This is a genomic window from Immundisolibacter sp., from assembly GCF_050250495.1.
GTDB lineage: Bacteria > Pseudomonadota > Gammaproteobacteria > Immundisolibacterales > Immundisolibacteraceae > Immundisolibacter.
This window is the reverse complement of record NZ_JBFWOM010000013.1, coordinates 23,206-42,904: the sequence shown is the minus strand read 5'-3', so window position 1 is coordinate 42,904 and position 19,699 is coordinate 23,206. Positions and strand designations below refer to the sequence as shown.

Annotated in this window: 9 protein-coding genes; all 9 read left to right on the top strand. The window is 72.7% G+C overall.

Annotated elements, in window-relative coordinates; all coding sequences use genetic code 11:
* Position 1: 1 nt before the first annotated feature.
* The 9 genes from AB7F93_RS09850 (at position 2) to AB7F93_RS09810 (ending at position 19,679) form a co-directional block, all read left to right on the top strand.
* The gene (locus AB7F93_RS09850) at positions 2 to 3,172 is read left to right on the top strand and encodes a hypothetical protein (protein WP_428302733.1); all 3,171 of its coding nucleotides are present in this window, start codon (positions 2 to 4) and stop codon (positions 3,170 to 3,172) included.
* Positions 3,173 to 3,298: 126 nt separating this feature from the next.
* A complete protein-coding gene (locus tag AB7F93_RS09845; protein WP_428302732.1) occupies positions 3,299 to 6,712 on the top strand; it encodes a hypothetical protein in 3,414 nt (1,137 codons plus the stop codon).
* A 25-nt stretch (positions 6,713 to 6,737) separates the two neighbouring features.
* A complete protein-coding gene (locus AB7F93_RS09840) occupies positions 6,738 to 8,735 on the top strand; it encodes an AAA family ATPase (RefSeq protein WP_428302731.1) in 1,998 nt (665 codons plus the stop codon).
* A complete protein-coding gene (locus AB7F93_RS09835) occupies positions 8,732 to 10,099 on the top strand; it encodes a protein kinase domain-containing protein (protein WP_428302730.1) in 1,368 nt (455 codons plus the stop codon). The genes AB7F93_RS09840 and AB7F93_RS09835 overlap by 4 nt, the downstream gene beginning before the upstream one ends.
* Positions 10,096 to 12,588, top strand: a complete 2,493-nt coding sequence (locus tag AB7F93_RS09830) for a hypothetical protein (RefSeq protein ID WP_428302729.1) — start codon at positions 10,096 to 10,098, stop codon at positions 12,586 to 12,588. The genes AB7F93_RS09835 and AB7F93_RS09830 overlap by 4 nt, the downstream gene beginning before the upstream one ends.
* 48 nt (positions 12,589 to 12,636) lie before the next feature.
* A complete protein-coding gene (locus tag AB7F93_RS09825; RefSeq protein ID WP_428302728.1) occupies positions 12,637 to 12,852 on the top strand; it encodes a hypothetical protein in 216 nt (71 codons plus the stop codon).
* Positions 12,853 to 12,888: 36 nt separating this feature from the next.
* Positions 12,889 to 13,365 carry a hypothetical protein gene (locus AB7F93_RS09820; RefSeq protein ID WP_428302727.1) on the top strand — a complete coding sequence of 159 codons (477 nt, stop codon included), beginning with the start codon at positions 12,889 to 12,891 and terminating at the stop codon, positions 13,363 to 13,365.
* A 21-nt stretch (positions 13,366 to 13,386) separates the two neighbouring features.
* Positions 13,387 to 15,981: an Hsp70 family protein gene (locus AB7F93_RS09815; RefSeq protein WP_428302726.1), complete on the top strand. Its 2,595-nt coding sequence runs from the start codon at positions 13,387 to 13,389 to the stop codon at positions 15,979 to 15,981.
* Positions 15,978 to 19,679, top strand: a complete 3,702-nt coding sequence (locus AB7F93_RS09810; protein WP_428302725.1) for an ankyrin repeat domain-containing protein — start codon at positions 15,978 to 15,980, stop codon at positions 19,677 to 19,679. The genes AB7F93_RS09815 and AB7F93_RS09810 overlap by 4 nt, the downstream gene beginning before the upstream one ends.
* Positions 19,680 to 19,699 lie beyond the last annotated feature (20 nt).

The following is a 19,699-nucleotide window of genomic DNA, read 5'->3' as shown; positions in this document are numbered from 1 at the left end:
CATGCGCGCCCTGCTGATCCTGCTCGCCGCAGCGCTGCTCGGCCTCGCGCCGCCCCGACCGGCGCGGGCCGGCGAGTTGTCCGCCTTCTCGCTGCGCCAGGCCGAAGCCGCGGTCCGCGCCGGCGACCCGGGAGGCAGCGCCGCCCGCCTCGACGGCTTGACGCGGCTGGTCGCCGCCGTGGTCGACGAAGCTGGCGGCGATGTCGTCCTGCTTGGCGAGCGCGAAGCTCGACCTTCGGGTTTGCGCCTGGACGATCTGGTCGTTGCGCTGCGTGCGCGCCTGCTGCACCACCGCTGGCCGCTGGTCAGCATCGACCGTGCGCCGGACACCGCGAGCACGGGCCGCCAGGTGGTCCGCTTCGACGGCGGCCCGCTCGCGCAGACCGGCTTCGGACGTGCGCTGTTCGACGCGGACGTCGCGCTCAAGAAGCTCGCGCTCGAACTCGTCTCGGCGCAGATCTGGGGGGTGCCGTCGTACTTCGCGCTGTGCCGCCGCGCGGCCGCCGAGGGCGAGCTCGAGGACCGGGTCGCCTCGCGCTTCTGGTTTCGCCCTCTGGACGCCAGCCAGGTGGTGGTGCGCGAAGGCGTGGCGGTGATCCAGGACTTCCGGCTCGGCGTGCAGGCGGAGGTATTAAGCGTCAACGGCCAGCCGCCCACGGCCGCGACGCGCGACGTGCTGGCCGAACGCTTCGCGGCCGCGTTGAGCGCACGCCTGGACGACGTCCAGGCCTACTTCCCCGAGGCGGCTCGGCTGGCGAGGTTGTTCGAGCTGGTGGCCCTGGCGCGCGGCCTGGAACTGCAGGCGCGGCCACCGCCCCTCGACTACTGGCTGAGCGGGCACCGGCTGGCGGCGGTCGACACCCCCGCCACCTACCCGCTGCTCGAGCGCAGCGAAACGGTCGCCACGCCGAAGGGCGAGCGCCGCCTCGACATCGATGGTGGCGTCGAGCTTCGCGCCGGCGCGATTCGCCTGCGCGGGGGCGATGTCACGGCGCTGCGCGAGATCGTGCTGCGCAGCCGGCCAGCGCAGGCCGTGCTGAGCTGGAAACTGCCGGTGGCGCTGTCGCGCCTGCCGGGCATGCCGATCGCGTTGCACGCTGCGGCGGACCCCGCGCCGGCGGCACCGCGCGAGTCCGGCGATGCGGGTACCACGGTGCAGCGCCGGTTCGGGCCCCTCGTTGCCAGCGCGGCCGGGCTGCCTGCGCCGCCGCCGCAGACCGATGCCGCACTGCGCCTGCCGCCATGGCGCCCGGTCGAGCCCGCGCTGGTGCCGGCGGTGCGGCTGCCGGCGTGGAAGCCGGCCACCAGCGTCGGCGGTGTCACGCTCGAAGGTGTGGCCCGGATCGCCGATGAGGCGGCGTCGCCGTCGTTCTCCGGTGGCCGTTTCGGGCTGCTGGTCGAGGGCGAGCTTGCGCAGCTGGAGCCGCAGGCGTTCCGCCGCTTCGTCACCGCGCTGTGGGCGGTGTACTTCTCCGACGGTGCGCCGGGGCTGTCGATCGACCCGATCGCGCCGGGCCTGCCGTACCACCGCGTGCGCTACATCGGACAGGTGGTCAACACCGACCTTGGCCGCGTGATGCGCGAAGCCGACCATCGGATGAAGCGTGCCGCGGTGGGCACCGAAGCCCTGGACGTGCCGGGTTTCATGGACGTGGACCAACTCTCGGCGCGGCACGGCCTGCAGGCCCTCGGGCTCAGCCGCCGCTTCTGGTTCAAGCCGCGCGACATGCGCCTGCGCCGCGCCGGCGAAAGCCTGATGTTCGACAGCGCGCGCATGGTGCTCGACACCGAGATCACCGACGCCCCGGGCCGGTCCAGCGCAGCCGATCGTGCCTTCGCGGACTTCTTCACGCGGCACTACGCGGTCATCGCGCGCCGCCACCCGGTCTACGGCGAACTGCTCGAGTACGCCAAGCTCGTCAGCCTGGCAAGCTGGGTCAAGGAGCGCCGCCTGCCGCTGCTGTGGTTCCTGCTCGCCCACAAGCATGAGGTGCTGACCGAGGATTCGCCGGCCACCGTGCGCGCCTTGGTCAAGGGCTCGCGGCATCGCAACGACATGCGCATCGAGGGTGGGGTCGAGATGCGGTCGCGAGCCGTGCAGGTGCCGGATCGGCAATTGGCGCGCGCGCTGGAACGCACGACGGCCGCACCCGTCGCGGGCGCATCGAAGGCCGCCGGCGTCGATGCGCCGAACGTATCGGTGTTGCCCGCGCAGGCACAGGGGCTGGGCCCGCTGGGCCTGCGCTTTCAGACCGACCTCGCGCTGCACGACCCCGCCGGCCGGCCTGGACTGGAACTGGTGCGCTACTTCGATGCGTCCCGAAGCGGCGGCGAGTTCGGCCCCGGCTGGCACGTGCTGGTGCCTTACGCGGTACACGCCGACGGCACCGAGACGCTGGTGTTTCGCGGGGCCCGGCTGCCGCGGCGCATGCAGGTCGAGGGCCGGCTCAGCGGGCGCCGCGAAAGTCTCGTCTTCGACACCCGGCGCCACGCCATCGCCGGATGGGTGCCCGAGAGCCAGGAAACCAGCGAATTTGTCGGCCTGTTTCCGCTCAGCGACGGCACGTTTCGGCTGCTCGACAAGCTCGGTGCCGAGTTCGTGTTCGACCGCGGCGGCCGCTTGACGCGCATGGAACTGGCCGAGCGGCATGTGAGCGACATCGGCTACCTGAGCGAGATGGTGGCGGTTGGCCCCGGCAGTGTTCACCGCGTGGAACCGGCCGGCCCGGCGCGGCGCGTCTGGCGAGGCATCGAACTGCCCGAACGGTTGCGCTTGCGCGGGCTGCGCACGGCGGCCGGGACCGAGGCCGTCGAGCCGCTGATGCGTTTGCGCGAGCACGGCGCGACACTCGGCTGGGAGCCCGAAGGCGATGCGCCGATCCGCTTCCTCGCGCTGCTCGCCGACGGCTCGCTGCGCGGTTCGGCAATTGACGGATCGCAATGGCTGTTCGACGCTGGCGGAACGCTGCAGGGCGTGCGTCCGGCACCGGAGCAAGGCCTGGTGCAGCGCATAGCGTTCGGCACCCAGCAGCTGCGGCTGGACTACGAACTCGACGCCGCGCTGAGGCTGCGTGTGGCGCGCGCACGGTTCGATGCCGAAGGTGTCTCGCGCACGCTGAGCTACCACTACGATGGGCCGGGCCGGCTGGCCCAGGCCTTGCCGGCTCCGTGATCGGCATGCCCGTGCGTGCAGTCGCTCTTGACAATGCTCCGGCCGGTGCTTACCGTGTGCCGACATCGGGGCTCGTGTGCCGCCCAGCGGTGGCGGGTTCCCGATGAGTCCTGGGAGGGAACGGCGATGAACGACCCTGGCAGTTCGGACCGCATCGCCGGGGCGCAATCTCCGGCCGGGCCCGCTGCCGTCGTCGGTCGCCCGCAGGCCGCGCAGTGCCTGCCTGCCGCCTTCGTGCCGGCCTGGCCACACCCCGCGTGGTGGCAGCGGCCGGTCTGGTTCGCCACCCGCGCCGGGCGACTGAGGCTGGCCCTGGCCGGTGCGCGGCGCGCGGGTGACGCTGCCTGCAAGGCATTGGCCACGGGCTACGAACGCCTGCAGCAGCGGCCGATGGCCGACCCGGCGACCCAGCGCTGGTTCATCGACCAGCTGCTGTGCGGGCTCACCTGGATCGAGCTGCGGCGCCAGCGCTGTCCGCAGGCCGCGCAGTGGCTGGCCAGGTTCGACCCGACGGCTGACGCCGGGCCGGCGACGTTCGCGCTGCGCTGGGAACTGATGACCGCGCTGCATGATGCCGGTCAAGCGCAGGCCTTGCTGGAACAGGCGGCGCAGTTCGTCGCCGATCCGCTGGCCGTCGGCAGTGTCGACGCGGTGCAGCGGACGCTGGACTGGGTCCATCGCAGCCTGTCGAGCCGGGGCACGCTCGCGCTGCTCGACGCCATGCTGCCGGCGCTGTCCGGCACGCCCTGGGCCATGGCCTGCCGTGCGGTCTGCGAATGCCCCCCCTGTCTTGACTCGGCGGCACAGGCGCAGCAATGGACTGAACGGGCTCGACCCGGTGAGCTCGGCTTCAGCGACAGCCTGCAGGCCCAGGCGCTGGTGATCGCCGCGCGTGCCGCCGAATGGGCCGGCCGGCACGACAGCATGTTCGCGCTGGTCGCCACCGCGCGGCGTCTGGACCCGACCCATGAGGACGTGCACTACTGGCAGCTGCGCGCGGCCCTGCATTGGCCGGGCCGCGCTGAAGCGCCGCGGGGCACGACGCCCGACACCCCGCCCTGGCGCCGCCTGCAGGCCATGCTCGCGGTGGATCGCGACGCCAACCTGCCGAGTGCACGCGCCCTGCTCGGATTGCTCGATGACGACCTGGTTCGCACGCTGGAGGCGCCGGAAGGCGAGACCTGCCTGCGGCTGCTGCAGCGGGTACTGCGCGTCGACCCGGCCTGGGACGATGCCGTGCTCGAGCCGACCGCCGAACTGTGCCGCCGGGTCAGCCGGTGCTTCGGCGGGCAGGCCTGGTCCGAATGCACCCTGGCCTTCGCCGAACTGCGCCTGCGCGCCGACTACCAGGCCGCCTGGGCCCGCTTGCACGGCTGGCGCGGCCATCCCTCGGCCGAACTCGCCCAGCTCAGCCGCGTGGCGCGCGTGCTCGCCGGCGACAGCCCGGCGTGCGAGGACTTGCTGGCGCTGGCGCGTGAGGCGGATGCGATCGAGCCGGCCTGGGTCGACGCCCTGCCGGCGCTGCGCACGGCGCGCGAGATCCTGGCCCTGGCACACCGTGCCATCGCCCATGACAGCGGCACGGCCGAAGGTCTGCGCGCGCTGCTGTTGCCGGCGGCCACACCGGCCTGGGCGCGCTGGGTCGCCCTGCGCACCGCACTGCTCGCGCTCGGTCCGCAAGGCCTGCCGGTGTCACTCGTCGACACGCCCGACGCGGCCGTCGCCTGGGAGTTCGAGTTCTGGGCCGCCGAGGTCGCGCCGGAGGACCTGGGCACGCATGCCGCCGTCGCCGCTGGCCGACGACGCCTCGATGCACTCGAGGCGTCGGCACCGGAGCAGCAGGCATGGATCGAACGCCTCGCCGCCTTGCGGGCTGCCCGTGCCGACCCGCTGAGCGCGCCGGGAGACGACCGTGCCGCTGCCGAACCGGCCACACCGGCGCTGGCCAGGCTGTTCGACATCGGCGGCAGCGCCGCGGCGACATTCGCGGCCGAGATCGCGATCGAGCAGCGCTACCGGGTCGCACGCCGCGCACTGCGCCTGCAGCACCTGCGCGAGGCCGCCGATTGTTTCGATGCGCTCGAACATGAACTGTCCTCGGCGCGCGGACTCACCCGCGCGCTCTGGCTGCCGCTGGTCGTGTACTGGCGCGGCGTGGCGGCGGCCAGACTGGGTGACCCGGACGCGCAGACGCGGCTGGAGTCGCTGCAAGGCGGCTGCATGGCGGCGCGGGCCCGCGCGCAACTGGCGATGCTCGCCATCCGGCAAGGTGATCTCGATCGTGCCGCGTCATGCCTGCGCGATGTGCCGGACGGCCATGCCGCGGCGCGCTATGCGCGTGCCCTGCTGCACGAGCGGCGCGGCGACCTCGAGGCCGCACTCCTCGTGTCGGGCGACGCGCACGAGCGGCAGGGCGCGTCGCCGTACGCCGCAGCCCAGCAGCGGCTGCACGCCGCACTGCTCGAACGCACCGGCCGGACCGAGGCGGCGCGGGCCGCGTACGAGGCGCGACTCGTCGCCGACCCGGCCGACGCCGTCTGCGCTGCGCGGCTGCTGCGCATCCGGTCGAGGCAGCGCTACCCGCACGGCAGGACTGGCGGGCCTGGCATGGCGGCACTGTTCGAATCGGCGGCACGCGTGGCGTGGGTCCACGGCTACGTCACGCTCGATCGGCTCACGGCACCCGAGCCACCGGGACCGGCTGCCCCGGCGAGCGAGGCCCATGCCTGCGCCTGGGCCTTGCTGCGCGCGCGTGCACTGGTCAGCCAGGGGCGGCCCGGCGAGGCGCTCTGCGAACTGCGTGCCGATGCGCCCGAGCACCGGCGTGCGCTGGCTATCCTGCGCACGCAGCAGTTGCTGGCCAGCCTGTGGCCTGCAGGCCCGGACGACACGGCCGTTCCCGCGCCGCCACCCGGCGGACCCGCCGACCTGCGGTGCTGTGCCGACGAATTGGCCGGGCTCGAGGCACAGCGCAGCCATGACCGCGAAGTCGCGCGATGGCAGCGCCTGGCCCGGGCCGCTGCGGATTGGCTCGCCTCGGATGCCGATCGCCTGGACGCGGACGCCTGGCAGGCGCTGGCGCCGTCGGCGCTGGCCTGGACGCCCGGCTTGTTCGCGGCCGACGAGTCGCAGCGGCGCCACGCTGCGTCGGCCGCGCTGCAAGCGATGATCGACGGGAACGGCGCCGACGATCTTCGCCACGACCTCGTCGCCGCAATCGGGCACCGCATCCTCGGCCACGTCGACACCTTCCTCGAATGCTGCGAGCGGCTGTTTCCGTCGCTCGCGCAGCTGCCGGTCGATGGCGCGCAGCTGTGGCTGGCCGCCGCCGCGCTGAGCTGCCAGCGCGACGGTTGGCGCCTCGTGCTTGACAGTCAGGTGCCCGCCAGCCTGGCCGACCTGTCGCACCCCGGGGTGCGCATGGCATTGGCCTGCGCCTATGCCCAGGCCGCCGTCGACCAGTACGAAGACGGCAAGAGTGACGACGCGCGCAAGCACCTCGGGCGCGCGCGCCAAGCCCTCGAAGCGCTGACCGACTGAGCGCGACACCCACCGGATGCCCGCCATGCTGCTCACCGACGGAGGCCTTGCCAGCGCGCGATTCGAGCCGATGCTTGCCGCAGCGCTGGGCAACGGACGCGGCGAGGAAGGCTGCCACGTGCTGGTGCAGGCCATCACGCGCGGCAGCACCCGGGTGGACCATCGCGACTGGCTGTTCTGCCTGGCCAGGACACCCGGCACCTGGATGCGCAAGCGCCTGGTCGATGCGGCGGGCCAGAGCGCCGACGATTTCATCGCCGGCATCCAGGCCGGGCTGCCGCCCGGGCCCGCCGCCACCGAGGCGCCGCCGCTGCGCCTGACGCGCGCCTGCGCGACAGCCGAGGTGCTGGCGATGCTGCAACGCGCCGAAGCGCTGACGGCCCAGGCGCAGCGCGCCGAGGTCGTGGACGCGGTGCTGTCCTTGGCCTGGCTCGATTCGGCGCCAGCGCGCCTGCTCGAGCTGATCGAAGCCTGGACCTCGGCACAGGATCTCGCGGCGTTTCGCCGCCTGCTGGAGCAGCAGGTGCGACTCGGCGGCGCTGCGCCCGAGCTGTTCGACGCCAGGGGCCAGCTGCAGCGGCGCCTGTTCAGCGCCTCGGGCCGGCGCTTCTGCGACCGCCTGGTCGAAGATGCCGCCAGCCTGGGCATCGCCAGGATCGGCACGCGTCACCTGCTGTACAGCCTGCTCGGCGACGAGCGCGGGCTGCTCGCACGCACGCTCACGGCGTTCGGCGTGGACGTCGCCCACGACCTGCACGCCGCCTTGTGCCGCGAGCTGGCGCGGCCCGGGCGCAAGCGCGTCGAGCGCTTCGAACTCGGCCGCGACAGCCTGTACGACGCGGTGAGCGGGCTGCTTGCGCAGGCCCAGCAGCTCGCCGCGGCGCGCGGCAGCCCCGGCATCGGCGAACAGGATCTCGCCACCGCCTTCGTGCTCAAGCAGGAGGCCGAGCTGGCCCGGCTGCTCGCGGGGCAGCGTGGCGTGAGCCTGACGGCGCTGCGCGAACAGATGCAGGGCGCCGAGGCTCAGGACGAGGAGGAGGACGAAGGCAGCCCGCTGACGCGAGTGCCGCCGAAGGAAATCGAGCAGCAGATCAACCGCCGCATCCTCGGCGAGGGCCACGCCGTGGCGCGTGTCATGCCGTGGATCGAACGGCTGCGTTTCGGCATCCCGCGCGACGGCCGGCCGGCCGCGGTGTTCCTCTTCCTCGGCCCCACCGGCACCGGGAAGACCCAGCTGGCGAAGGAGCTGGCGCGCTGGGTGTTCGGCGACGAGGAGCAGCTCGTGTTCCTCGAGATGGGGCAGTTCAAGACCAAGGAGTCGATGAACATGTTCATCGGCGCGGCGCCGGGTTATGTCGGCTACGGCGAGGGCAAGCTCACCAACGGCCTGCGCGACCGGCCGCACAGCGTGGTGCTCTTCGACGAGATCGAGAAGGCCGACACCCAGGTCTTCGATGCCCTGCTGCGCTTCGCCGACGAGGGCGTGATCTCCGACCCCGCCGGCCCGGTGCGCGACGGTCGCCAGTGCATCATCGTGATGACCACCAACGCCGGCCAGACCTGGCTGCGCGGCCATCTGCGCGAGCGCCCGGCCGCGCTCGACGATCCCGATGCGCTGGCGGGGCAGCTGTTCGGCGCGGCGATGGACGAGCTCGCCGAGCGCGGCTTCAGGCCGGAGTTCCTCGGCCGCGTCGACGAGCGCATCACCTTCCTGCCGCTGACGCCACGCGCCTGCCGGCAGATCGTCGACCAGGTGCTCGAGCGCGAGCTCGACAAGTTCCGCCGGCTCAAGGAGGTGCACATCGACGTGCACGACGACGCGCGCGAGCGCATCGCCAGGCGCGCCCATGCACGCAGCCTGGAAGAGGGCGCCCGCGGCGTGCCGCGGGCGATCAACGACGAGATCGTCGGCCCCGCGATCCGCCTGCTCGTCGAGCGGCACCCCGACGCAGGCACGGTGGAAGGCGCACGGCTCGTCGCCACCGCGTTCGGCGCCGACGGCGTGAAGGTCGAACTGCTGTGACGACGGCCGGCGTCGACCCGCGCCTGAGTGCCGGCACCCTGGTCGACGGCCGCTTCGAGGTGCGCGAGCTGCTCGGCTCGGGTGGCTTCGGCGACGTCTATCGTGCCACCCAGCTGCTGTTCGGCCGCTCGGTGCGCGAGGTGGCCCTGAAGGTGTTCAAGCAGCGCCATGTCTCGCCGGACAACGCGGCGCAGGTGTTCGCCGACGCGATCACCCTGCTCGGCCTGATCGAGGACGAGCCCCCGCCCGAGGTGGCGCGGCGCATGGTCCAGGTCTACGACCTGGGCCTCACGCGCAGCCCCCCGGAAGGCCGCGGCTACATCGCGATGCGCCTGGTGCCCGGGCGGCGGTCCCTGGCCGACGAACTGCGCCGTTTCGCCGGCAAGGGCATGCCGGTCGAGACCAGCCTGTGGTACCTGCGCCGCGTGCTGGTGCCGCTGGCCTGGCTGCATCGGCAGGACGCACCGCTGGTTCATGGCGACATCAAGCCAGAGAACCTGCTCATCGCACCCGACGGGGACCTGGTGCTCACGGACTTCGGGCTGGCCGCACGCATGCCGCTCGGTGCCGCCGGCGGCACGCCGGCCTATCAGGCCCCCGAAGTGCTCCTGCAAGGCGTGGGGACGCCGAGTTCGGACGTCTATTCGCTCGGTGTGCTCTGGTACGAGATGCTGGCCGGCCGACTGCCTTTCGACGCCGTCGGGCTGGAGGCGCTGGCCGCGGGCGACGACGCCGGCCACCGCGCCGCGCAGCACGAGGCGCGCAAGCGTGGCTTGCAGGTGGCCGCGCCGACGGCGCCCCCCGGCGACGCCGACTCGATCGCCTCGCCCGCGGAATTCAACCCCGACCTGCGCGAGCATCCGCAGGTCGAAGCGCTGCTGGCCCGCTGCCTGGCCTACCGATCATCCCGGCGTTTCGCGAACGCCGGCCTGCTGCTCGCCGAACTCGACCGCTATGCGGCCACCGGCCGCGTGTCGGCCCAGGCGCTGGACGTCGAAGATCCGCCGCCGCCGCAGGCCGAACCGTGCACAAAGTCTGCGGCGGCGCGCGTCGGCGATGCGCTGGCCTTGCTGGCCCATGGCGACGCCACGCGCGCGCTGGCCCTGATGGTCGAACTGCTGGCCGGCGAGCCCGGCCATGCGCCGGCCCTGGTCGTGCAGGCCAGGGCCCTGCTCGCGCTGGGCCGCCACGACGAGGCGCGCCGGTTCATCGGCCTGGCGGTCGGTCGGCAACCGGGCGACGCCGCGCTGGTCGACGCCTATGCGGACGTGAGCGAGGCCTGCGGCCAGAACGGCATGGCCGCCGCATTGCGGCGCCAGGCGCAGCAACTGCGTGTGACGGCAGCGCGGGGCGGCAGACGATGAACGGCCTGCCGACGCCCGCGGACATCGGCGCACGCGCCGCCAAGCTCGACGCCTTGCTCGTCTCGCTGCAGGGCGAGCTCGACGCCGCGGCCAATCCGCACCGGCGCGCGCTGGCCCGGCTGGGGGTGAACCTCGAAGGCTGGACCGCCAGGCCCTACGACGACGCGGCCTTCGATATCTGGTCCGGCCTGCTGGCACGCGATGGCGAGGACGTCGACAGCCGCCATCACCTGGCCATCATGCACCACGCGCGGGCCATCGAACTCGAGCAGGGCACGCAGCCGCAGCAGTCGGACGCCGACTGGAACGCCGCGCTGCAGCACTGGGCAGCGTTGTGGCGCAGCGACGCGTTCTGGGATCGCATCGCCGCGATCGTCTGCCCGCCGCAGGCCGGTGGACGGGTCAGGCGCGAACCGGTCGACGCGTTGCGCAAGCGCCTGCCGACGCTGCTGCTGCGCCTGCATCTGGACGTCGCCTTCGATCCGGGCACGGCGCACCACCGTGCGCGCCACCACATCGGCCTGGTGCTGGGTTCGGCGCTGCCGGAGGCGGACAAGTGCGAAGCTCGCCGCGCCGCCTACGAGAAGCTGGCCGCGGGCATTCCGGACACCGCGTGGGACGAAGCCACGCGCGACGAGGAGACCATCGGCGTGGCCGTGGCCATCGTCCAGGCCTGCCTGAACATCGACCCCGACAACGAAGCGGCCCTGATGGACGCGTTGCGCTTCCAGCATCGCATGCTGCGCGTGCAGATCAACCAGCTCAACGCGCTCGACGACCGCCAGGGTGCCGAGCGGCAGGCCATCCTGCGCGGCATGCAGCAGGCGGTCGCGTCCTGGCTGCCGTACTTCGTGCCGCTGTGCGAACGCGCCGCGTCGATCGCCGAACCCGCGGCGCGGCGCGACCTGGGCCAGTGGTTCCGCATCGCGGGCGACGTCTGCGTCGCGCTCGAAGAGCCCGCAGCGGCGATCGGTCATTTCGAACGGGGCGCCGTCGCCGCACCCGAGGCCGACGAGGAGGGCCTGCGCTGCCGGCGCGAACTGCCGCGCTGCCATGCCCAGATCGCCCTGCTCGAGGCCAGGCGGCGCAGCGACACTGCCCTGGCCGGCGCGCACCGGGTGCGCGAGCGCGACGATCTCACGGTGCCCGCGCTGCAAGTGCTCGCCAACGCCTATCTCCTGCTCGGCGAACACGAGGCCGCCGCCGCCTGTGCCGCCGGCCTGGCGCTCGAACCCGGCGACGAGTTCGACTTCGCCATCGAGCAGGACGAAGCCGCGCGCACGCAACTCCAGGAGCTGGCGCAGTTCGTGACGCGGCAGCGCGACCAGCAGCGCGCGCATGAGCTCTACGTGCAGGCGCAGGCGCTGTTCGGCGAATCCAGGCATGCCGAGGCGACCACGCTGCTCGACGAGTGCGTCACCCTCGGCCCCGACACCAACGCCTTCCACTACCTGCGCGCGCGCTGCCACGTGGCGCTGCTCGAGCTCGACGAGGCCGAGGTCGATCTGCGCGAATACCGGCGCACGATGGCCGACACCGACGAAGACCGCGACTGCGAAAGACTCGTCGACGGCGAGCTTCGCGAGGCGCAGGAACAGCTCGCCCGCCTCGGGCGCGAGAGCCTGCGGCTGCGGCGCCAGGCCTTGCCGCATGCAAATCGGCACGAGTACGAGCCGGCCGTCGCGCTGCTGCGGCGCGCGATCGCGGCAAGCGCGCCGCAGGGGCAGGGCGAGCTCCAAACGGAACTCTCGGCGGTGCTGGCCGGCTGGGCCGTGGCGCAGGCCAACACCACGCTCGGCGACGAATCGCTCGGCCCCGCCGGACGCCGGGATCGCCTGATCGAATGCCGCGACCGCCTGGCGCAGGCGCGCGAGCTGGACGCCGGCAACGATCATGCGGCGCAGAACCTGGCTGCGGTGGACCAGGCCATCGAAGCGCTGCGTCCGGACATCGAGCTGGCGGACATGCTCGGCGCGGCGGCCTTCGAGCGGGTTTGCGGGATGCGCAAACACGTCGGCGCGGGCGAGCTGTCCGACGCGCGTGCGTTGTATCGGCAGGCGCTCGCGTGCTGCCGGCCCGAAGGCCAATCGGCCCTGCAGCATGAATGGGCCGAAGCGCTGACCGGCTCGGCCGTCGCGGCGGTGAATGCCGCGCACGAGAAGACGCCGTCCGGGGACGCGGGACGCCTGGCGGCATACCGGCGCGCGCTGGCCGAGCTGCAGGAAGCGAACGAGGCTGAACCGGCCTCGGCGCGGGTCCGGCAGAACCTCGATACCTTGCTGGAGCTGCTCACGAATGCGTTGCGGTCGGAGGCCGCGGCGGCGTACAACAAACATCGATTTGCAGCGGCGGAGGAGCACCTGCGCGAAGCGCTGGCGAACTGTCCGCAGACCTTGCGCAAGGCGACGGCCGCGGAACTGTCGATCGTGCTGGCCAACCGCGCCGTGGCCGAGGTGAACGAGATGGTCTCCTTGCTGTCGCTGCGCTAGGGCCGCCGATCGATCCGCGACACACATCCACGAACGAGGTGAAGAACCATGGCCTTGCTTGTCGATCCGAATCGCCCCTGGCGTCCCGACTGGAGCCTCCGGGGAGACGTGACTGCGCTCAAGTGGGAGCAGACGCTGCGCACGAACCAGCAAAGGCTGCTGGAAGCCATCGAACTCGATCCCGGCAACCAGCATGCCCGCGACAGCCTGCGTTCGCTGCGCGAAGTTGCGGCGTCGCTCGGCATCTCGCTGCCGGTCGGTTGATCGGCACGCCGCAGCACCGGAACAGGAGGGTTCACCATGCCGTTGAAGTGGAAGCGGGGCACCAATCCCTATGTGGACAACGCCTTCGGCGTGCTGCAGGTCGGCGCGATGAGCCCGGCTGCGCGGGTGGCGGCGCTCGCCGGCCAGCAGCGCAGCCGCGTGCGTGCGCGCGGCGCCGCCGAAGCGGATACCGGCGCCGCCGCGCTGCACGCCATCGGCGACGCCGAGGCCTGCCTCAACACGCCTGCGCGCCGGGCCGAGGAACAACTGCTCGCCCACCCGCCGGCGCAAGGCGACGGCGCCAGGCGCCAGCGCCTCGGCCAGGAACTGCGCAAGGCGGCGCGCCTGGTGGACGCCGGTGAGCCGCTCGCGCTGCGCGCGCCGCGGGCGATCTTCTGGTTCCTGCCGTTGCCGGGTCAGGATGCCGTCGAGGCGCCACCCTGGGACAGCCTGGGCCTGTGCGCCGCGGGCGACCCGGACGACCGCGCGCTGGACATCGTGTTCGACGACTGAAGCCGCGCAGGAGAGACGACGATGATCATCGGTATCGACCTGGGCACCACCCACAGCGCGATCGCGGTACAGGGTCAGGCGACCCTGACCCCGGGTTTCGACGGGACTTACCTGCCCTGCGACGTGACGGCCATACCCACGCCCTACGGCGAGCGCACGGTGCCCTCGGTACTGTGGGTCGACCCGGACGACGCGACCAAGGTGCTGGTCGGCATCGACGCGGTGCAGAAGGCCGAAGACGGCGTGAGCCCGATCATGTTCTCCAAGCGTTCGATCGGCTCCGACGAGTTGCTGGCCATCCACGGGCACCGGCTCACGGCCACGCAGGTGGCCACCCATATCCTGGCGCACCTCAAGCAGATCGCCGAACAGGCGCTCGGTGAACCGGTGTACCGCGCCGTGATCACCCATCCGGCCTATTTCACGCCGGCGCAGGTGGAACAGACGCGGCAGGCCGCGGTCGACGCCGGTTTCGACATGTCGCTGCCCGAGCAGATGCTGATGGAGCCGGCTGCGGCGGCGCTGGCCTATCTGCATGGCGATGCACGCGACCCGCTCACCGTGCTCACCTACGATCTCGGCGGCGGCACCTTCGACGTGACCATCCTCGAACGCCGGCAGGGGGTCACGTCGCTGAAGGCCTTCGAGGGCGACCATCTGCTCGGCGGCTACAACTTCGATCGCCGCCTCGTGGAGTGGATCGTGCGCAAGGCCGAAGCCGGCGGCCGCAAGGTCGCACACGACCCCGACAACCCGCAGGACCGCGGGCTCTGGGCGCGGCTGATGCTGCTGGCCGAGAACGTCAAGCTGCGCCTGAGCGAACAGCACACCGCGCAGGTGCCGGTGCCGGTGCGGGTGCAGAACCTGCTGGTCGACACGCAGGGCCGGCCCTTCCAGCTCAACGAGCGCATCACCCGGGCCGAGTTCACGGCGCTGATCGCCGACCACCTGGAGACCACCGTCGAATGCTGCCGCCGCGCGATCGCGAAGGCCGGCATCACCGCGGCCGACCTGGACCTGATCCTGATGGTCGGCGGCTCGACCTACGGCCCCTGGGTCGGCGAAGCGCTGCAAGCGGCGTTCGACGGGGTCCCGGTCGAATCCTTCGAGCAGGACCTGAGCGTCGCGGCCGGCGCCGCCATTCGCGCCGGCGCCCTGCCGCGCACGCCGCCGGCGGGCAAGGGCATCCGCGTGATGCTCGACGTGCCGACGAAGTGGTCGCTCGAGTCGATCGACATCGTGGGCAGCGTGGCCGCCGACGACGGCCAGCGCCTGGACGAGGCCTTGCGCGGCAGGCTGCGCGTCCTGCTGACGACACCCGATCGCGGCACCATGCCCGCACAGATGCTGGCCGGCGACGGCGGCTTCCGCTTCGCCGAGGTCGAACTCGACCTGGACGAACCGACCGAGTTCAGGCTCGTGATCGCCGACGACCAGGGCCTGGAGCGCTTCTCCACCCGTTTCCAGGTCGCGTACGGCGAGGACGTCGGCGGCGGCGCGCAGATCTATCGCAGCCTGCCGCGCCAGCTGTCGGTGAAGACCGCCGAGGGGCTCGTGCCGCTGGCGCAGGAAGGGGCGCAGCTGCCGGCGCAGGTCGACATCACCCTGCGGCGCCTGCATGCCGATGCCTCGCTGTCGGTGCCGATCTACATGGAGGAGATCGACGTGGGCGCGGTGCGCGTGAACGACCTGCCCACCGACAGCGGCGAAGGCGGGACGGTGACGCTGGACCTCACCGTCACCGAGGAAGGGCAGATCAAGGGCAGCGCGAAGGTGGCCACGCGCGGCGGCGAGGTCATCGCCACGCAGCGCGTGCGCATCACCTTTCCGCCGATGGTCATCCCGTCGCTCAACGAGCTGCGCGAGAAGTACGACGAGCTGGAGGCCCAGCGCGCGCAGGACGCGGCGACGGCGCAGGACCGCGTGCGCCGCCTCGCGCTGACCGGCGCGGTGCGCAACCTCGGCGCGCAGATCGCGACGCTGTTCGAGGAACTGCAGCCGGACCGGCAGGAGATCCACGCCAGGCTGCGCGAGTTCGAGCGCTCGGTGCACCCGCCGGCCGACGACATGTCGCCCACCCGCGCGGTCTTCGTGGAGCGCGCCGAATCGTGCCGCGCCTCGATCGCCAAGCTCGACAACCACCCGTCGGCGCGCCACTTCAGCGGCCAGCTCGACCAGATCCTGCGCGACGGCGAGGCCGCCTACGCGGACCGCAACCGCAGACGCTGGGCGCAGGTCAACCACAACCTCGAGGCGCTGATCCAGCGCTTGCCCAAGGAATCCGGCGGCCCCGCGCCGGAGCTGCCCGTCACGCCGCTGCTCAAGGACATGTTCCGCCACGACGTCGACCGCCAGCGCGAACTGCTCGACGGCGAGCGCGACCGCCATGCGCAGCATCCCGACTACGACGGCGTGTTCGCGTCGCGCTACGACGCGCTGGACGGGGCACTCTTGCGCATGGAGAAGGACATCGACGAGGTCTCCGACGACCTGCCGCCGCCGCAGGGTCTGGCGCGGCTGCAGCTGGCCACGCGCGGCCTCGACCAGATGCCCCGGCGCATCCGCGACGTGGTGAGCGACGTCGGGTCGGCGGTCAAGGGCCGGGGGGGACCATGAACGCGTCGGCGGTGGACATCGGCATCGATCTCGGCACGACCTTCAGCGTGCTCGCCGTCGACGGACCGGTCGATCTCGCGCCGGGCTACCCCTCGGGCATCTGGCTCGAGCCCTGCCGGGTCACCATCATCCCCACGCCGTACGGCGAGCCGACCTTCGCGTCGGTGATGGCCATCGATCCCGCGGCACCCGATGCGCCCGCCTTCGCCGCCGATGCGCTGCAGGCCATCGACGACGGCCTGACGTCGGTGAGCTTCTCCAAGCGCAAGATCGGCACCCGCGAGGCGATCGCGCTCGGTGAAGGCAGCACCAGCGCGAAGGCGATCGCCACCGACTTCCTGCGTTACCTGAAGCGCTGCGCCGAACAGGCGCTGGGACGGCCGGTGCGCCGCGCAGTCGTCACGCACCCGGCCTACTTCGACCGTGCGGCGGTGGAAGAGACGCGCGAAGCGGCCAGCGCGGCCGGTTTCGACATGGGCCTGGCCGAGCAGACCCTGATGGAGCCGGTGGCGGCGGCGCTGACCTACACACGCGCCGATGCGCGCGACCCGCTCACCGTGCTGACCTACGACCTCGGCGGCGGCACCTTCGACGCCACCTGCCTGGAGCGGCGCAGCGGCGTGATCTCGATGCGCTCGTTCGACGGCGACCCCTTGCTCGGCGGCTACAACTTCGACCGCCGCATCGTCCAGTGGCTGCTCGAGCGGCTGAAGCTGCGGGGCCGGCGCATCGAGCTCAGCGACGCCGATGCCGCGGGGCGCGCGCGCCTGGCCAGGCTGCTGCGCCTGGCCGAACGCACGAAGATCCAGCTGGCCGGCGCCCCGGTCGACGACTATCCGGTGCTGTGCCGAGGCCGCGGCATGCTGGTCGACGTCAACGGGCGCGACGTGCCGATCGACGAGCGCATCACACGCACGCAGTTCGTCGAGATGATCGGCGATGAGCTGGAGCGCAGCGTCGATCGAACCCGGGGGGCGCTGGAGCGCGCCGGCCTGCAGGCCGACGACATCGACGAGATCCTGCTCGTCGGCGGGTCGAGCCGGGGTCCCTGGGTCGCTGCGGCGATCGGGCGCGCCTTCCCCGGCGTGTCGTGCCGCCTGTTCCAACCCGACCTGTGCGTCGGCGCCGGGGCCGCGATCTACGCCTCGATGGTGCTGCCGGCGGTACCCCGCGGCGAGGTCTACGAGCTGCGCGTGGAGGCGCCGGCGAGCAGCCCGCTCGAACGCATCCGCTGCAGCGGGCAGGTGCGGCGCATCGACGGCGGCGTCAACGAAGCCGGCCTCACGTTGCGGCTCGCGGCGACTGGCGGCGGCATGCAGCGCCAGCAACAGCCGGGCGCGGCCGGCGACTTCGCGTTCGACGACGTCGATCTGCTCGACGATGACAACCGGTTCGAACTGACCCTGCTCGACGCCGCCGGGCAGGTCCAGGCCCGGCATGAGCTTGCGGTGCGCTACCAGCCCGAAGGCGGTGAGGCGCTGAGCGTCGTGTCGGTGCAGCCGCGCACGCTGGCCATCGAGACGCTCGATGGCCTGGTGAGCCTGGCCGAAGCCGGCACGGCGTTGCCGGCGCGCTGCGAGCGCCGTTTCCTGCGCCAGAACGACAACCCGAGCATCGAACTCAGGCTCTTCCAGGACCATGCCGTGGTCGGCGAGATCCGCATCCGCGATCTTCCGCCCGAACTGGGGCGCGGCGCGCTCGTGCACCTGCTGGTAGAGGTGAGCGCCGCCGGCCAGGTGCACGGCCTGGCGACGGTCAGCCCCGGCGATGGCCGGTCGGGCGTCAGCACGCCGGTGCAGGTGCGCATCGCGGCGCCCGAGATCGCCCCCACAGCGGCGCTGCAGCAGCGCCATCGCGAGCTGCGCGACCAATGGTCGGTGCTCGCGGCGCAGGACGCCGAACGCGCCGGCGAGATCGAGGCCGTCGTGCAGCGCACGCTGCGCCAGCTCGACCGGCTGTGGGCGCAGCTGCCGCTGGAGCGGCAGGAACTGCACGCGGGGCTGTCGGCGCTGGATCGGCTGCTGAATCCGCCGCCTGACGACATGGTGCCCACCCGCGCGGAGTTCAGGCGCAAGCTGGGGCGCTGCAAGGACGCCGTCGACGCGCTGGGCGCCGGCGTGCCGGCAACCGACCGCGGCGGGGGCCCTGCGGACGGCACGCAGCGCCGGCGTCGAGAGCGGGTGAACCGCATGACGCAGGAACTGGCGCGCCTCGAGGCCGATGGCCTGGAGGCGCATCGCCGGCGCGACCGGCGCGCCTGGGCGCGCATCAGCGAGGCGGTGGACTCGCTGGCGCTGCAGGCCCGCCCGGCGCGCCGCAGCGCGGGCGACGACACGATGCCGACGGCGTCGGTCAAGGTGCTGGCCGCGCGGGAAGTGGCGCGCGAGGTCGAGCGCCTGAACCGCCGGGCGGCGGAGCTGCGCGCGCAGGAGAGGCTGGACACCTGGCAGGTCGAGATCGCGCGTGTGTTCCGGGCGCTCAACGATGCGCTGGCCGAGGTCCAGGCCGTGGACGACGGCCTGCCCGCCGAGCAGGGCCGGGCGCGCATCGGCCGCTGGATGGCGAGCGTGCTCGAGCCGATCCGTCGCGACATCGCCGGTCTGGGCGCGCAGGTCGCGCGCGTCGATGAAGACGCCCTGGCGGCGGGCCGCGTGGCGCTGCCCTCGCGCGCGGGCGCCGCCGAAGACGCATCGCCCATGCCGGCCTTGCTGACCGCCATGCAGTGGGGGCAGGAGGCCCTGTTCGAGGCCTTGCTCGCTCCGGGTGTGGATCTGGAGACACGCAACGAGCGTGGTCACCGGCCGCTGATGCTTGCCGCGCATGGCGGCCAGACCGAGTTCGTGCGCGAACTGCTGGTCCGCGGCGCGGCGGTGGATGCGGCGGATGCCGCAGGCTGGACGGCGCTCATGCACGCCGCGCAGGAAGGTCAGGTCGCCGCCGCCACGCTGCTGCTCGAGCGGGGTGCGGCCGTGGACGCGGCCACGCCGGAAGGATTCACGGCCCTGATGATCGCGGCGCACTTCGGCCGCGTGCCGATGCTCGAACTGCTGCTGGCTCGCGGCGCCGATCGCGAGGCGCGCAGCCACGGCGCAAGAACGCCCTTGATGCATGCGGCCGTGCCGGGCCAGGCGGACGCGGTGCGGGCGCTGCTGGCCGGCGGCGCCGACCCGATCGCGTGCGACGAGCGCGGCAGCACGGCCATGTTCGACGCTGCCGAGAACGGCCGGCTCGACGTGATCGAAGCGCTGCTGCAAGCCGGGGTCGACCCGAACCAGCTGCGTGACGCCGACCACGGCAATGTGCTGATGCTCGCGGCATGGCACGGCCTCGCCGCGGCGATCGAGCGCCTGGGGCCGCTGATCCGCGATCTCGAGCAGCGCGACAAGGACGGCGACACCGCCCTGGCGAATGCCGCCATACAGGGGCGCGTCGAGGTGCTCGAACGATTGATCGCCCTCGGCTGCGCGGTCGACACCGCGAACGATGCAGGCATCACGCCTTTGATGCATGCCGCGGCGCGGGGCCATGTCGATGCCGTGCGCCTGCTGCTGGCGCAGGGCGCTGCCGCCGGCGCGCGCGACCCGGACGGGCGCAACGCCTGGGCGATGGCACTCGCCGGTGGGCACGACGCGGTCGCGGCCCTGCTGGAGGCCGGGACGGCATCCGCCGGCACGTCCTTCGGAGCGGGCGGGGCGTGACGTGCCGGGAGACCCGATGG

Coding starts and splice junctions, on each gene's coding strand:
- AB7F93_RS09850 (WP_428302733.1), top strand. CDS start 2: ATGCGCGCCCTGCTGATCCTGCTCGCCGCAGCGCTGCTCGGCCTCGCG.
- AB7F93_RS09845 (WP_428302732.1), top strand. CDS start 3,299: ATGAACGACCCTGGCAGTTCGGACCGCATCGCCGGGGCGCAATCTCCG.
- AB7F93_RS09840 (WP_428302731.1), top strand. CDS start 6,738: ATGCTGCTCACCGACGGAGGCCTTGCCAGCGCGCGATTCGAGCCGATG.
- AB7F93_RS09830 (WP_428302729.1), top strand. CDS start 10,096: ATGAACGGCCTGCCGACGCCCGCGGACATCGGCGCACGCGCCGCCAAG.
- AB7F93_RS09825 (WP_428302728.1), top strand. CDS start 12,637: ATGGCCTTGCTTGTCGATCCGAATCGCCCCTGGCGTCCCGACTGGAGC.
- AB7F93_RS09820 (WP_428302727.1), top strand. CDS start 12,889: ATGCCGTTGAAGTGGAAGCGGGGCACCAATCCCTATGTGGACAACGCC.
- AB7F93_RS09815 (WP_428302726.1), top strand. CDS start 13,387: ATGATCATCGGTATCGACCTGGGCACCACCCACAGCGCGATCGCGGTA.
- AB7F93_RS09810 (WP_428302725.1), top strand. CDS start 15,978: ATGAACGCGTCGGCGGTGGACATCGGCATCGATCTCGGCACGACCTTC.